At 33.2% G+C, this 16,556-nt stretch carries 12 protein-coding genes; 1 reads left to right on the forward strand and 11 read right to left on the reverse strand.

The genetic code is table 11. The annotated features are described in order from the left end of the window. Nucleotides 1-41 precede the first annotated feature (41 nt). The 4 genes from IF125_RS12170 to gldB all read right to left on the reverse strand — a co-directional run bounded on the left by IF125_RS12170 (nucleotide 42) and on the right by gldB (nucleotide 3,225). Entirely contained in the window at nucleotides 42-401 is a 360-nt protein-coding gene (locus IF125_RS12170; protein ID WP_225542682.1) for a hypothetical protein, read from the reverse strand. Nucleotides 402-408: 7 nt separating this feature from the next. Next, nucleotides 409-1,731: a TolC family protein gene (locus tag IF125_RS12175; RefSeq protein ID WP_225542683.1), complete on the reverse strand. Its 1,323-nt coding sequence runs from the start codon at nucleotides 1,729-1,731 to the stop codon at nucleotides 409-411. A gap of 99 nt (nucleotides 1,732-1,830) precedes the next feature. Further along, nucleotides 1,831-2,157: a gliding motility protein GldC gene (gene gldC, locus IF125_RS12180; protein ID WP_171623345.1), complete on the reverse strand. Its 327-nt coding sequence runs from the start codon at nucleotides 2,155-2,157 to the stop codon at nucleotides 1,831-1,833. Between the two features lie 18 nt (nucleotides 2,158-2,175). Further along, entirely contained in the window at nucleotides 2,176-3,225 is a 1,050-nt protein-coding gene (gldB, locus tag IF125_RS12185; RefSeq protein WP_225542684.1) for a gliding motility lipoprotein GldB, read from the reverse strand. A 100-nt stretch (nucleotides 3,226-3,325) separates the two neighbouring features. Between gldB and nadE the strand changes: the two genes are divergently transcribed. Further along, nucleotides 3,326-4,120, forward strand: coding sequence for an NAD(+) synthase (nadE, locus tag IF125_RS12190; RefSeq protein ID WP_225542685.1), 795 nt, complete (start codon nucleotides 3,326-3,328; stop codon nucleotides 4,118-4,120). 657 nt (nucleotides 4,121-4,777) lie between these two features. On the opposite strand, the gene IF125_RS12195 is transcribed toward nadE, so the two are convergent. The 7 genes from IF125_RS12195 to ccoG form a co-directional block, all read right to left on the reverse strand. Beyond that, nucleotides 4,778-5,158, reverse strand: a complete 381-nt coding sequence (locus IF125_RS12195) for a VanZ family protein (RefSeq protein WP_188319276.1) — start codon at nucleotides 5,156-5,158, stop codon at nucleotides 4,778-4,780. After that, entirely contained in the window at nucleotides 5,151-5,531 is a 381-nt protein-coding gene (gene gcvH / locus IF125_RS12200; protein WP_038335019.1) for a glycine cleavage system protein GcvH, read from the reverse strand. The genes IF125_RS12195 and gcvH overlap by 8 nt, the downstream gene beginning before the upstream one ends. Before the next feature lie 19 nt (nucleotides 5,532-5,550). Then, nucleotides 5,551-12,741: a T9SS outer membrane translocon Sov/SprA gene (gene sov / locus IF125_RS12205; protein ID WP_225542686.1), complete on the reverse strand. Its 7,191-nt coding sequence runs from the start codon at nucleotides 12,739-12,741 to the stop codon at nucleotides 5,551-5,553. Further along, nucleotides 12,741-13,322, reverse strand: coding sequence for a Holliday junction branch migration protein RuvA (gene ruvA / locus IF125_RS12210; protein ID WP_225542687.1), 582 nt, complete (start codon nucleotides 13,320-13,322; stop codon nucleotides 12,741-12,743). Before ruvA ends, sov begins: the two co-directional genes overlap by 1 nt. A gap of 568 nt (nucleotides 13,323-13,890) precedes the next feature. After that, nucleotides 13,891-14,607: a sulfite exporter TauE/SafE family protein gene (locus IF125_RS12215; protein WP_188319279.1), complete on the reverse strand. Its 717-nt coding sequence runs from the start codon at nucleotides 14,605-14,607 to the stop codon at nucleotides 13,891-13,893. Further along, nucleotides 14,592-15,035 (reverse strand): FixH family protein, encoded by a 444-nt coding sequence (locus IF125_RS12220; protein ID WP_225542688.1) that lies wholly within the window; start codon nucleotides 15,033-15,035, stop codon nucleotides 14,592-14,594. The genes IF125_RS12215 and IF125_RS12220 overlap by 16 nt, the downstream gene beginning before the upstream one ends. 4 nt (nucleotides 15,036-15,039) lie before the next feature. Beyond that, nucleotides 15,040-16,521 carry a cytochrome c oxidase accessory protein CcoG gene (ccoG, locus tag IF125_RS12225; protein ID WP_225542689.1) on the reverse strand — a complete coding sequence of 494 codons (1,482 nt, stop codon included), beginning with the start codon at nucleotides 16,519-16,521 and terminating at the stop codon, nucleotides 15,040-15,042. Between the last annotated feature and the right edge of the window lie 35 nt (nucleotides 16,522-16,556).

A 16,556-nucleotide genomic window follows, 5' to 3' on the forward strand; every position in this document is an offset into this window, starting at 1 on the left:
TTTAGCACTTGGCTAATCATTGGGGGCTAGCCCCCAATGATTTAATTTGAGTTGCACTTATTTGTTGAACTTAGATTGTTTAAAAAATTAAATAATTCATTTTTATCTGATTTATATTTAAAAAAGCATTGATAAAAACCTCCTAAAAAGTCTATTTTTAACCCTTCTTGATTTTTAATTTCAAACTCTACTCTTTGGGGATATATATTTTCAAATCTAATTGTGTTAATTGATGTAGTATTTTGAAATAGTATATCAACACCTTTTTTCCATACAACTTCTGTTGTAGTTGAAGCTTTATTTTTTACTTTCTGAACAGTTTTATCTTTAACTTCCTCTATTTTAGAACACGAAAAAACAATTAAAAAGAGCAATAAGAATATATTTTTCATAAACTTCATAAAAATTCTATTTTCCTTCCAACGTAATTGGAATTCCTGCATAGAAATCCAGTACTTTTTGTTTGAAAACGTAATTGTATTTTGCTTGTAACATTTGTGATTCTGCAACCATCAAATCATTACGTGATCGGTTAAAATCATATTGATTAATCACTCCTGCATTATACGATTTTTGTGCAAAATCGTACGAAATCTTAGCATATTTCACCGCTTCTTTCGATGAATCATACGAGGCATAAGAACTATTGACTTCGAAATAGGCAGATTGCACATTTTTCAAAATATCTTGTTTGGATTGCAGAAGATTAATTTTCATCAAATCTTCGTTAATTAATGCTTTCTGAATATTAATTTTGTACGAATATTGGTTCCAAATCGGAATCGAAACTCCTACGCCAAATACTGCTGTTACATTATGCCCCAATTGATCTAACAACGCATCTTGACGCAATCGCTTGTTGAAATATTGCAAATAATTTGTACCAAAATTGAAAGTTCCTGTTATTTTTGGGAACAATGATGTTCGTGCAATTTCTGTTTCTTTCGTAGCAACATCAATCTGTAATTCGGCATACTTAACAGCAGGTTGATTTTGATAAGCCGTTTCTACGACATCTTCTAAATGATACAATTGTGAATTGATATTATCTGGAATTTTAACATCCGTTACACTAAAATCACGGTAATCGTTAAGCTGTAACAACATTGCTAAATTGAATAAAGCACGTTCTATTTCGATTTGTGCATTGACTACTTCGCGCGTATTTGTCGCAACTTCAGATTCGGATTGTGCTACAACTGATTGTGCAACGCTCCCTGCTTTTAATTTCTTTTTATTCTGATCTAATAATTGTTTGGAAATATTTAAGTTTCCGACCGCAACCTGTTTCAATTCTTTGTTTAATAAAACAGCCAAATAATAATTTGCTATTTGAAGCGAAATATCATTTACCGTTATTGCCGTTTGAACTTTTGACGCTTCTAATTCCAAAGCCGCTTTATCTTTGTTCAATTGAACAACTCCTCCGCTGTAAATATTGATGCTTGATTGTACTCCCAACGAATGTGCAAATTGATAATATCCTTTTTCAATAACAGGATTATAGGTTCCAATTGTAAAATTATTATCCACATATCCCGAAACCGTAGGCAACCACGCATTATAGGTTTGTTCTAAATTTTTGTTGAATAATTCTTGGTTGATGGTATTTTGCTGAACAGTCAAATTATTTTTTGAAGCATATTCAATACACTTTTCTATGGTCCATTCTTCTTGAGCAAATGAATGAATTGAAGCTAAAAATGTTAAAGCAAAAAATAATTTTTTCATAAACTATTCTGATCAGAGATTTAAAGATATAAAATAAGTCGAATTTCTAATCAAAATGTTACGAAATCCGACTTAAAGTTTTTTTAGGATTAAATTATTTTAACCTTTAATTTTAGAAGCAATTGCAAATTCTTCTGCAAAAGCAGCAATTCTTTCTGCCACCTCTTTTTCCTCTGTTGCTCTTTCGTACGAACTTGACATCGAAATTAGAATTTGATGAAAGAAACGTTTCATATCATCTTGCGTCATATCTTTTGTCCACAAATCGATACGTAAAGCTTCTTTCGATTTATCATCCCAAACAGAAAGTAACATTGCTTTTGTTTCTTCGTGACTAATACCACCATCTGGCGCATTCCAAGTCATTTTTTCTGGCACGTGATTTTCGTCCAATTCAATCTCTACAGTAATATTTGTTGTTCTCATAACTTCTACTTATTTAGTTTATTTCACAAAATGGTAAACTTTACCATCAATTGTTTTTGTTGTATAATTTGCTGAATTATTTCCTTCTAATGCTGGTTTGTATTTCGAATCCTTGAAGATTTTCTGCCCATCCATATCATCTAATAAAGCTTTCAGTTCAACTTTAGGGTTCTCTTTCATGTATTGACGAATAATTTGCAAACCAATCCAAGCCGCAATTCTACCAGGAGAATCTTGTTCTATTTCGTTGTTAAATTTTGAAAAAGGACTTAATGCCAAAAATCGTTTATCTAACGAAGCATCTGAACTAAATACATAATTTTGTTCGACAAAAAAGTTCCAAATTTGTCCTTCATTGTCAATACACCATTGTATTTGTTCTGGCGTATAACCAACTTTATATTCGTCTGCCGTATCTACTAATAAAGCATCTTGCAAAATTAATTTCTTCCCTTCGTAAATCATTTTATCAATAAATAATTGATTTCTTGGGCTAAATGTTACCACATCATTTGCTATCGCATCAACTGCCTGAGATGGTAAACGATTAAGATCTAAATTAATTCGCAAATAACGTTCAACACCAATACTATCATACAGCTTATTTTTTGAGCCTAAATAGGCATCCATTGCGATAAACATTAAGCCAGATTGCTGACTAAACATCACAGGATAATCGATATTTTGCAAACCTGATGAATAGGTATAAATAGTTGGAATTTTATATTCAGGAAAATAAAATTGGTAACGTTGAAACATTGGAGTCAACATTTGATTTAATTCTTTAAAATCTCCAAAAACTTTTCTTGATTGTCCATAAATACTCAATTCTTCTTTATTACGACGTTGGTTTTCCCAAATACTATCCGTTGTTTTAGCATCAAAAAAGAAAGGATAATCTTTTCGTAAAGTCGTTAATGGGATAGAGTCGTTAAAAAAATCTTGGCTGATATCATGAATGTTTAATTGAACATTTTGTTCTTTAACATCTACTTCCCACGATTTCTCTTTTTTGCACGATGTAAATAAAATTAAACTCGCAAAAGCTAAGCCATATACAAATTTCATTGCTTGGTTATTTAGCTAACAAAAATAGTAAAATAATCGGTAGTATTTTCAACCCTAATTTTTTTCATAATCTGCTATCTTTGAAATAAATTATTACACTATGCAAACTGAAAAAGTTGTAGAATATATTGTTTCTTGGTTGAAAGATTATTTGGAGACAGCACACCAAAAAGGCTTTGTGATTGGAATTTCGGGCGGAATAGATTCGGCTGTAACCTCAACACTTTGTGCGATGACAGGTTATCCTTTACTTAATTTGGAAATGCCTATTCACCAAGAAAAAAATCAAGCAGATAGAGCTAAACGTCATATCGAATGGCTGAACGAACAATTTTCTTCACCAATTGATTCAATAGAAGTTGATTTAACAACCACTTTTGATGCAATGGTCTCGGCTTTACCAAAAACGGAAACAACAGATAAAGTGAATTTAGCTTTAGCTAATACGCGTGCTCGTTTGCGTATGACAACACTTTATTATTTTGCTGGTTTACACAATTATTTGGTTGCAGGAACTGGAAATAAAGTCGAAGATTTTGGCGTTGGTTTTTATACAAAATATGGTGATGGTGGTGTAGATCTTAGTCCAATTGCTGATTTGATGAAATCGGAAGTGTATGAAATTGCACGCTTTTTAGGAATCAATACGGATATTCAAAAAGCTAAACCAACCGATGGTTTGTTTGGTGATGATCGTTCGGATGAAGATCAATTGGGAGCAAATTATGATGAATTGGAATGGGCGATGAAAGCGAAAGAAGCTGGACAAACTGCAGATGATTTTGAAGGTCGAGAAAAAGAAGTTTTCGAAATTTATTCGAGATTAAATCGAATCAATCAACATAAAATGGTTCCAATTCCGATTTGTGATATTCCTGAGGAGTTGATGAAGTAAGTTGCGGTAAGCGGTAAGCGGTAAGCGGTAAGCGGTAAGCGGTAAGCGGTAAGCGGTAAGCGGTAAGCGGTAAGCGGTAAGCAAAATTATTTTTTATAGTTTAAAAGCAAGCGAGAGTTTGCTTTTTTTATTTTGATGTGATGTTGAAACAAGTTCAACATGACTTCTACTTATTTATCTTTCTGAATCTGTTGCAAAATTATATTATACTATTAAATAATTTACTCTCCACAACTAGCTGTATCCAACCATTTATTTTTCCATTCAAGAGGAAATTGTTTATTATCTCTGGTTTCCTTTCTTATTCTTTGAAAACACTCTTTATATACTTTCCATTAGACTTTACTATATAAACATAATTATCATTAGATAATTTATAAATACTATCTCCAATAGAAGAAATATTCATAACTCCTCTAGAAAATGAAATATCCAAAATTGTATTTTGATTTTTAATCTTTAAAAATATTGGAGGCGTATCTCTGGGAGAATATTTCCATTATTATTCCTGAAAAATCTTTTTGTATTTCTTTAATTACGGCTTTTCTATTAGTAAAATCATCAAATAAATCACAACCTTTCCAAAAAATGGTTACAAACAAAACAAATAATAGAATTTTTTTCATCTATCTAAAACAAACAAAAAACTCAGTATTGCTACTGAGTTTTTTTATGTTGTAAATAATAGGTTATTGCAATGTAAGCAAGTGCGATTCCGGATAAGTTTGCCATCAAATCGACAAAATCAAAACTACGATGTAATGATGTTAAAACGCCTTGTAAAATTTCGATAAGGAAACTAATCAAAAACGGAATTATCATCAAGCGTAGGTTTGTTAATTTGTAGCTGACAAATAATAATATCGTCATCAATCCAAACATTCCACAATGTACAACTTTATCTAAATTATCAATCTCCAAGAAGATTTCTAATTCTTTGATTGTACTTAATTTTGAGAAATTCTCTTGTGGAAGCAAGGTCAAATAAAACACCAAGCCTACATAAGCAAAGAATATTATTTGTTTTGTCTTATGCACCGATTAATTCACCGTAAGCAGCTGCATCTAATAAAGCATCTAATTGAGAAGCATCTTCAATTTTCACTTTGATGATCCATCCTTTTCCGTAAGGATCAGTATTAATTAATTCTGGTTCTCCTTCTAATTCTGTATTGAATTCTACTACTTCTCCACTAATTGGCATAAATAAATCAGAAACTGTTTTTACTGCTTCTACTGTCCCAAAAACTTCTTCTTGACCTAAAGTTTCTCCTTCAGTTTCTACATCAACATAAACGATATCTCCTAACTCTCCTTGTGCGAAAGCTGTAATACCGATAGTTGCTACGTCTCCTTCTACAGAAATCCACTCGTGATCTTTACTGTACTTTAAATTGTTTGGAATGCTCATACTGTTTGTTTTATTGTTTTTAATTTCCGAATGTAAAGGTAGCACTAAATCCGGCACGAATTTGAGAAATTGGAAAAGCTGTTGAGATTTTATATTTACTCATCATCTGATCCCAATAGAATCTCAAGTTCAAATTCTTGCTCACATTATAATCTGCCGTCAACTTGAACGACATAATTCGTTGTCCACCTGTTATTTGAGAATCACCATAAATACTTGTTGGTGTATCTGGATTCTGTAAATCGTCAAAGTTATAAATTACTTTTCTGATTGTTGTTTGATTATCTCTTAACGAAAAATCTCCTCGAATATTCAAATCTCCTTTTACCGTTTTTTGACTTCCTTGGTAACGAATCTTCATCTTGAAATCTTTGAAAATATAACCAAATCCTATAATATATTCCGATCCATAATCTTCTGTATACGTATAATTTGTTGTACTTAAAGACAATAAACGATCTCTGTTATATTGCGCTCTCAACTGCATACTGTTACGGAACGTTAAATCTACTCCTAACAATGGCGAGAACGATTCGATCATCGTTACAGCTCCATATAAATTCTGCGTATAGAAATTTCCGTTCTCATCTCTTCCTGTCACTTGTCCGCCAGACATAATACCTGTATCTAACATAAAGTTTGGATTCGACTGAACTCCTGTTGCTGTATACGTTGAATTATACGCACTCGAAATTTCGACATTATCAAAATATTTATTGACAATTGGAATAGATTTTAAACCTGTATACGCCACTCTCCAGTTCGGAACTGGAATAGATCGATTGTATCCTAATTTTGAAGAACCTGCATCTTTTCCTTGTACTGCAGCTAAAAAGGCTGGTAAAAGAACATCAGAACTTCTTGCGTTAAAGCCTTCATAATATCCCATTCCATCTTTGTTTCCACTTCCTCTTTTTTGTGCTAAGCGCTCAGAAATAGTTTTGGTATTCGTTAAGAATTGATCAAAAATAGCATCACCATCTTTAAAAGCTGTTTTGATGTTAACTGTCGAAATATTAAGATTTGTTAATTCGTCTATGTAAGGATTTGCCACATCAAGATTAAATCCTGAATGATAAATACGGCGATCTTTCATGCGTTTTGCATTCAAATCTATTCGTAAATCTGGAATAGGTTCAATTAATGCTGTAGCGTTAAAATCAGTTCCTTTTGTAATTTGATAAGCATCTGTCATCAAATCATCTCCTACAATTAAACCTCTTTCAACTAACTGACGTTTGATATCGAATTGTGTTCCGTATACAAAACCTAAACTTGGTCCGTTTTTACCATCAACACCAAAGAAACCTGGCTCGTATAATAATCCTGGAATTACAGCTCCGTTGCGTTGATTATAAGTAAAATTAGCACGTTTTAATGATGATAAAACCATCCAACCATAATCTTTGGCTGTAAATTTATGTTTGAATTTGTACGATGATTTTTTATTTGTTCGACGTTTTTTAGAGAATAATGTTGTGTAAACTGTATTCAATGAATCAATCTCTTGACGACGACCTTTCAAAATAGAATCGTAACGTTTGTAACCTTTAAATTCTGGATAGAATTTCGCGAAATCTAAATCTCCAATCAAATTGATTGAGTTTGAATTCTGTGCCGTTCCTTTTCCTAAATTAACTGGTCGAGTTGAAGTTGATCCATCTGGATTAATCACTTCTGTTTCGAAATTACGATAAGCTGTCGAAGTTGCCATCCAGTTATAATTTGACGTAAAACCTGTTTCGACATTCATCCAATTTAAATACGGGAAGAATTTCAATGGTAATTTATAATTCACCTGAAATTGCTGATCATATTGCACAGGACGACCAATGGTAAACATGTTTTGCCAAATCATATCTTGATCTGCACGTTGGAAAGTCGTTCCATCATTCAACGTCATGGTTGAAGATGTTAAATCTAAACGCAATGATTTTGTTAAATCAAACCCTAAATTATATTGCCAATTGAACAAGAAATTGTTACTATACGTTGGACGAATCAAACTTGAAGATCCTCCTCCTAAATATTGACTAATATCACGGTATTGTCTTTCGCTGTATGTACGCGCAATTTCGGTACGGAAAGAGAATCGTGTTGGCAATGGATTGATATTAAACTCTCGAATAAATTGTAAATATTTGCTCGATTCTTCTTTTGGTTGAACCATTCTCCATTTTTTAAATGGTTCGTATGATTTTCCTCTAAATCCGTATGTATAATTCAACGAAGCTCTCAGTTGCTGATTAACGTTGTATTGTGTATAGATATCACGATAATAATTATCCGAATACATCATCGACAAAGAGAAGTTCGATGGATCATAAAAACGAACAGGATTATTGTTATTCGTTGATCTAACTTTGCGAACATTGTTAAATGCAAAACTTTTGTATTGCGTATAAGTTCGAACAACTTTTTCTAATTCAGCTTTATTAGGCGCTTCATCAAAAATAATATCGTTGTCTAACGGATTGTATTTTGGATCGACAAAACTTTCTTGAATCGTAAAATCGAACGGAATTTCCATTCCCCATTTCTTCGGTAAGAATTTGTCTAATTTTACTTGTGCATTCAAGGCATATTGCAATGATTCGTCTTGATTACGATTCGCAGGACCTTGATCTATCGCTCCAAATCCTACAGAACTTGTACTTCCCGAAACTTGAACATTGGCAAAATCTCCTAAATTAAATTGCACATTGGCTGCTGCTGCATATCCACCTTTGTTATCAATTTCGCTTAAACGAAGTTCGTTCACCCAAAGTAATACTTCTTTTTCTGAAGAACCAGAAGTGTTACGTACCCCAATCATAATCGATGATACATTACCAAGCGTTGGACGTCCTTTTACGTAAACTGTTTTGTTTGGATTTTCTTGATCGAACGCAAAATTAAAACGTTGCAATGTACTGAAGCCATCTAAATCCCTTTGTTTTTTTGCATCTGTAAACAAGTCTGTATTCAGATCAATAAAGTTTTCATCTGGCCAAACTGCACTTTCTGTTGTTGCGCTTTGAGGGGTGTACTTCAACGGCATTTCGTATTCGTAGTAGTTATCAGTATAATCACTACCTACACGAATAAATAATTTTGTTCCATCATCAACAGCATTCGACGTTCTGTCTAATAAGTTTTGTGCCGATACAAACATTTGCAATTTTTTGTATCGTCTCAAATCTAAATTCGTATTCTTAAAAATCGCTTTTGATGTACTACCTGGTTTAAACTTCGCTTTCAATGTCATCGAAGCTTCGTTCTGAGATTGATATCCAGTCGCTCCTTGCGTTTGCTCGCGATAAACTCCTGGAGGCATCATATATCGTGGACGATCAGTTCCGTTACGTTCAATACTTACTTCACCAACTTCTAAATCGTCGATATTTTTATCATCTTCGTAACCTTCTTGATTACTAATAATATAAGGGTAAATATTTTTTGTGTAACGACGCCATTCCGAACGAACTAAATCAAAAGTACCGAAACGAAGTGTTGTTTCTTCCTCAAACCCACGCATTACCATACGCATAAAACGAGCAGCAGTTAAAACGCTTTCCGCTTGTGCAATAGAGGCATCATTGTTCAACTCTTCTACTCCGTCTCCATCAATATCTAAATCGAAGTTATCAACAGGAATACGAACTTGGTACCATTTTACTTTCTGCGAAGATTTATCTGGAAATTCACCATCAACTTCTTTTCTTCCAACAATAAATTTATTGTTTGGATCTTCTAAACTTTGACGATCAATTTTTAAGGTATACTGATTATAATTCTCCGTTTGATCTAAGTTAAAGTCGCCATTAATATCTTCTGTATCTGGCACTAATGAAGAAGCATGTAAAGGATTATCCGTTGAATTGTTTCCTTGAGGATTTCTAAAATAGCGGTAACGATCTTGGACTGTATTTCCGATAGAAGCTCCTCTAAAACGATCATCTAAGAAGAATAAATAGTTATCATTTGCAGGATCTAATTCCCCTGTAACTAAATTATTACTTGTAATTCCGTATCGTTGAGCTTCTTCTTCATCGGTCAATCCATTGTATCCTAAATCTTGTTGTTTACGTGCTTGTCCTTCTGTATCGAACGCATATAAAATAGGATTCAATTGAGGTGTTAATCCCCATTTTGAAGAAACTGTAGCAGCTCCATTGCCTGAATGTGGCAATCCATTTTCGTACATCATTTCGCCGTCTTTCAAGACATCTTCCGAAACATTTCCTAAATGCACTAACAATTCTCCTTCTCCCCCTTTTCCATCTGCATATGGGTCCATCATCCAAAATTCGATGTATTCAACATTCGAATCCTTAAAGTTAGAAACCGAAATAGGTCGCATCATTGCTCCCCAATTTTTGGTATCTGTTGCATTTGGATTGATGTTATATGGACCACGTTCTTGCGGATAAAATGTCATATCCAATGTACTGATATACGAGTTGGTTCCTGCCATGACATCACGTTGATCAAAAAGTTCTTTCAACTTAACTCGACGTGCCATGTGCGATGACATTTCTTTATCTGACAAAGGTGAACTACCTCCAAGTCCATAAAAACGAGGATCTATCGAATACCATGACATCATACGACGACCATTATTAAAGGATAAATCGTCATTTTTCATTCCATTCGGGAAGAATGGGTGATAACCAGAGGCTGAATATCCCGCAGGTTTTCCTGGTGTAGATCCAAATTTCCATGAACCAACATCCAATAAACTGATACGAGATTGTGCATCTTCAAAATCATCAATGTAAGAATATCCTCCTGTAACATTGTTGACACCTGGCATTAAGTAAGCAGCTTCTGCCTGAACATTAATGTTCGACATTTCATCTGTTTTGATTCCAGGAATTTTATTGGTTAAACGAGTTAACCACTCAGCTTCTGAGTTATATTGTGTATTAAGTCCAAAAATAGTATTATTAACAGGTTCTGAACCAAATTGTGTTTTTTGTGTAACAGGACGTTCTTGGTAATTGATTAATGTACCTCCCAACATAAATTTATCGCTAAAATTATGTTCGACATTAATTCCCATGAAACGTTTTTTCTGTAAATTAAATGTAGATTGATTTTCTAATGCCACATTAATTGGTGCACCAGAATTTTTCAATTGTTCGTTGATGATTTTTACACGTCCTAATTGATAATCGACTGTATAATCAACACCTTCTGTTAAGGTTGCTCCACCAGAAGTTACTTTTACAGAACCTTGCGGCACATTGAAAGCTCCTAAAGGAATACCATCAGAAACTGTTCCTTTGTAACGACCTTCTAAGGTATAACGATTGGCTAACTTTTCGCCAGAAAGTGTATTTGGTAATTGACGATAAATCTCATTGAAAACGTATTCTTGATTTTGCCCTTGTAACTTATTATCCAAATATTTACCAAAAGGTTCAACAGAAGTAAAAATAATATTTCCTCTTTCTGTGTCAATGGTAAGCCCAGACTCAAAATCGAATAAACCATCTCCTTTACTTCCATCAGGATTTTGTTGTAATTGTCCGTTCGAATTTAAACGGTCCATATTCAACACTTGTAACAATGATTGTTCTGAAACGGCAGAATTTGGTAGATAATTTAATGTTCCTGAAGATTGTTCTCCATTATCTTTGAAATTTACATTTAACATAAAATCTTCACTCGAAACACCATAAGCATTTAACGAGTAAATATTTTTCATCATCAAATCCCACATTGGCGAAGCCACGTTTACAGCTGAATTTGGCTTAATTAATTTCGCAATAATTGGTTTATCTGTTTGATCAGACATTTGTCCAACGGTATACAATTTCCCAGGATCAGAACTTGTTGTATACTGAAAAGATACCGCTAATAAATCTTCACCATCAATCAAAGGTGTATTCAACGAAATGTATCCCAATTTTGGATAGAATGTAAATTCTGATGCATCAAGTTTTCGAACGTTTTCGTTGACGATAAAGTTCTCTCCATCTTGAAATTGTTCTCCATTGTAAGAAAATCCATTCAAATAACTTCTTGCGTCACTAATCTTTGAAAAACCTTGCGAATTGATCGAATTAAATAAAGTATTGCTATCGTTATTTGGAGTTGAATTACTTTCGGCAATATCTCGTAAAGCAATAACCGAACGTCTTGTTTGCTGATTACCTCCAGATTTATCAACTTTCCAAACTTCTATTCGCTGGATATTGATATTACTGTTAACTGCAGGATAATTCGCTAAAGCTCTATCATAACTATTTCTGAAATATTGACCTAAGAAGAAGTGTCTGTTGTATTCGTATTTTTCGGCAGCAACTTTAAAATCTGTCATTACACCACCACCTTGTACCACGATATTTTTCGATTCCGAACGTTGTTCTGAGAACACAGCCGATACATTTGTACGACCAAATTTCAGATCTGTTCGAACTCCAAAAAGTGATTGAGCACCTGTAATTAACGAAGTACTAAGTGGCATCGAAATATTACCAACCTCTATATTTTGTAAAATATCATCTTCACCAGCAAATGGATCCAACTTAGTTCCTAAGGCTTTGCGCCATTGAAGTTTCATTTGATTTTCGAAACCGAATCCAGCTTGCGTATCATAATTAACTTTCAATTGTAAGTTTTCACCTACTTTTCCCAAAATACTCAACTGCATACGTTGGTTAAGATCCATCGTAAGGGTTTGTCTATTTTGCGGCAAAAGCATCGGGTTATCAATCTTTTGTAAGAAAACCCCTAAGTCTAAATTAGCGTAACCTTGTGGTGTTAAGGAAATTTCTGAACCTCCAAAAATAGTTTCGAAAGCTTTAGACTTGATTCTAAAACTTGGTAAAATATTACTGTCCTTTTTCCCTTCTTTATCTCCAAAACGTTGCTCACGATAATATTGATCATTTGTTTGAGATTTAGTACGGAAGTAATTTTTCATGTCTTGATTCTGAACCAATGTCAAATACTCTTGACGTGTCAAATAAATTGGTTCGGAAACTAAACTTGTTCCAATTTGAGGATATAAGATATACTGACGCTTTATCGCATCGTACTGTACATCGTATGTTATTTGATTATCTAAAAACAATCCACCTTTTTGATCGCGCATAGGAAACTTGAGTGTATCACTTTCCTGCGCCATCACATCGCCCATAGCTCCCATTGCAAAAAGGAAACACAATGCTGCTATAGTAGAGCCTTTACGAATAGTTTTTGGTTCGTTATGAATCTTCATTAAATTTTCTTCAAGGTTTCTTTTACTAAGAATTCTACATCTGCATCTGGTTGATCTTGTAGGATTTTGTCTATGACTTTCTCTGCAGATTTTTTAGGAATTCCTAAAACTTCTAAAGCAGATAACGCTTCATTCTTAGATTTATTTTTGACCGAAGTAGAATTAACATCTAATATTAAACTTTGATCCAGTTTATCTTTCAAATCAATGATAATTCGCTGAGCTGTTTTGGCTCCGATTCCTTTTACGCTTTGCAGCAATTTGGCATCTTCTGTTGCGATTGCTGTTACGATTTCTTTGGACGATAAAGTCGAAATAATCATCATTCCAGAAGCTGGACCAACACCATTAACACTAATTAATTTCTGAAAAATTTCTCGTTCTTCTTTCGTTGCAAACCCATAAAGTATATGCGCATCTTCGCGAACAATCAAATGTGTGAAAATTGTAACCGCTTCTTCGTGTTCTAAAGTAGAATAGGTATTCAGTGAAATATTAACCCAATATCCTACACCATTGCAATCTATTACTGCATTTGTTGGATAAATCTCGATTAATTTACCTCTTAATTGTGTTATCATTTTGACGTTTATTTAGTTACACTATATAGAGTGATAACGTCAAAAATACAATTTATTTTGGAAGGGTGAAAGGGTTACTTTTTCTGATTTTTATATTCGACGTATTTATCAATACTATAATAAGTCAGTGTCGAAAATATTAAAGAATATATAAATGAGTATACTACATAAGCTAAATTTTTCCACCAAGGTAGCACCCATATATTACTAAATGTACCGAGTAAAAGAATAAAGCTAATAATTATACACATTAAAATGATTACCTTCTTAAAAAAGGGTAAATAAATATCTTTTTTAAAATAGTAATCTTTTATTAATTGAAAAGGAAACAGAATAAATAAGAGAAATATAAAATAATCTTTTCCATAAACATAATAGAAGAATTCTGAAAAGAATTAATATCAAAATCGTAATAAATGTATTTTTAATAAAATATTGCATCAAACAAAAATTGCAATCGAAATAAATTTAATAATGGCATTATTAAACAAATTACCATATTACATATAATCTTTTCTACCATAAAATTAATACTCATTTAAAGAATTAAGCCTAAGGTATAAAAAAATTACATACAATGATCGTCCATACTATTTAGCTGAAGTGCTTCTTTGGCTGGCGAGATAAACGGAATATCTAATTCTAATCCGCGAAGAATAAATAATACACCAAGTATTAAGGTGATGATTGGTAAGATTTTTAAGATAGTTTGTCGTTGTTTGACTGATAAAAAATTACCAAATAAAACGGTAGCAAACATTAGTGGTAATGTTCCTAATCCGAAGAAGAACATGAACATGGCACTTTTGTAAACCGTTCCTAAACCAATGGCTGCAGTTAAAGAGGCGTAAACCATTCCGCAAGGTAATAAGCCATTTAATAAACCAACTATATAAAGTGAGGAAGAATCTTTCTTGATTAAAAATTTACCAAGAGAGATTTTTACTTTTACCATCAAGGCGTTTACTGGACGAAGCTGAGACGCTCCGTTTTCGTAGAATTTCGGAATCATGACCATAATAATCATTAGCACTCCAATCAATATACTTAGGTAGTTTTGTAAACCCACAAATGTAAATGATTCGCCAATTAGTCCTAAAATTGCGCCTAAAATCGTGTAAGTGGTTACACGTCCCAATTGATAAGTGAGATTGCGAAGTGTAAATTTTAGTTTGTCTTGGGATTCTAATCCCAAAGATAAAGCAATAGGTCCGCACATCCCTACGCAATGCAGGGACGATGTAAGACCTATAGATAATGCTATGATAACTATTGTGAGATCCATCGAATGGATTTTTTAATCAAGTATGTTTGATTATTTTCCTTCCAGCTTAATGTTAATTCATATTCTCCGTCTATTAACTTAACAGAAGGTATTAAGAAATTTTTTCGGTCAGATAATCTAATGTTAGTTTTGATATCTTTAGTTTCGTCTGCGTTTCGCATCAAAAAAATATCTCCTTTAAAATCTGCCGCAGTAGTTGCTGGAAATTGAAACAAAAGTCCATTTGCTTGTACAATTACTTCTGGCTTTTCGGCTAAAGCATTTGCACGTTTCTCTGCGTTGATTTCGTCTTGAAAATGAAGTTCTTTCTCATAGTAGTTTTCTGTTACCATTCCTCCTGTGTCTCCTGCCATAAACAGTAGCGATAGAATGAAGATCATAAAACATCCTAATGCTATTGCTACGCCATGTCCCCAATTTAATTTCATATTTTTAATATTTAAAAGGAGCTGAAAAGCTCGTTTCGTATTTATCGATTACTTTTCCTTTTTGGTTTACTAGACCAATTATAACTTTTTCTTTGTACGATTTTACTTCATTTGTTGGAATTTTCAAGAAGAATTTACCTTGAATGATTTGACCTTTTTCCATGTTCAATTTATTAACACCTTCGTACATTTCTACTTTTGAATCTTTGTGTGATAATAATTCTATTGATACAATTTGGTCGGCATTTGTTTTGTTGTATAATGTATATTCAAATTGATTGACGTAATATTGACCTTCTACTTTATAATCTGTTCCTGGTACTTTTAGGTATTTAGACTCTACATCTGAACGAGAGAAAAGGAAAGCTGTCATAGCACCAATCAATAATAACAAGGCAAATGTGTAAGCTGCTAAACGTTTTGAGAATTTGAATTTCTCTCCACGTTTGATATCATCTTCAGAAGCATAACGAATCAATCCTGTTGGTAAACCAACTTTTACCATTACTTCGTCACATGCATCGATACAAGCTGTACAGTTGACACATTCTAATTGGATTCCGTTACGGATATCAATACCAGTTGGGCAAACAACTACACATTGTCCACAGTCGATACAATCTCCTTTTCCAGCAGCTTTACGATCTTCATTCTTTTTGAATTTTGCACGTCCAGCTGTAGATTCACCACGTTTGAAATCATATGTTACATTAATTGTATGCGAATCAATAAGTACACCTTGAAAACGTCCGTAAGGGCAAACCAACGTACAAGCTTGTTCTCGGAACCATGCAAATACAAAGTAAAACATTCCAGAAAAGATAACTAATCCAATCAATGTCCCGATATGTTCTGCTGGACCGTCAAGAATAACTGCGTATAAAGCATCTGCTCCAATAATGTAAGCTAAGAATACATTTGCTATGATAAATGAAATGATAGCGAAGATGGTCCATTTTAATAGTTTTTTACGAATTTTTTCTTCGTCCCATTCTTGTTTATCTAATCTCATTTGTTTTGCTCTGTCACCTTCTATGGCATATTCTATTTTTCGGAAAACCATTTCCAAGAATATTGTTTGGGGACATACCCAACCACAAAACAACCGTCCATAAGCCATGGTAAATAATACGATAAAAATAATGGTCGTAATCATTCCGATAGCTAACAAGAAAAAGTCTGAGGTAAAGAAAGGGAAACCGAATAAAATGAATTGACTTTGTAAGACATCAAATTTGAACAAAGGATTTCCGTTTGGTAATTTAAAAAAGGGTGTTAAGATTAATATTGCTAACAATACATAACTAACGTATGTCCTATAATTAGTAAACTTACCTTTTGGTTTTTTAGGATATACCCATTTTCGTTCTCCTGTTCTTTCCATTGTTCCAATGGAAGTACGAACGTCTTCGTTCATTTGGTTATTATCCTCCAAATAATCGTTTAAATTAAATTCATCTTTTGGGTCAGAATTTTGAACACTCATTGTCGTGAATTTTAAATGTATACAAATTTACGACT

This window comes from Empedobacter stercoris (assembly GCF_020281205.1).
Lineage (GTDB): Bacteria > Bacteroidota > Bacteroidia > Flavobacteriales > Weeksellaceae > Empedobacter > Empedobacter stercoris.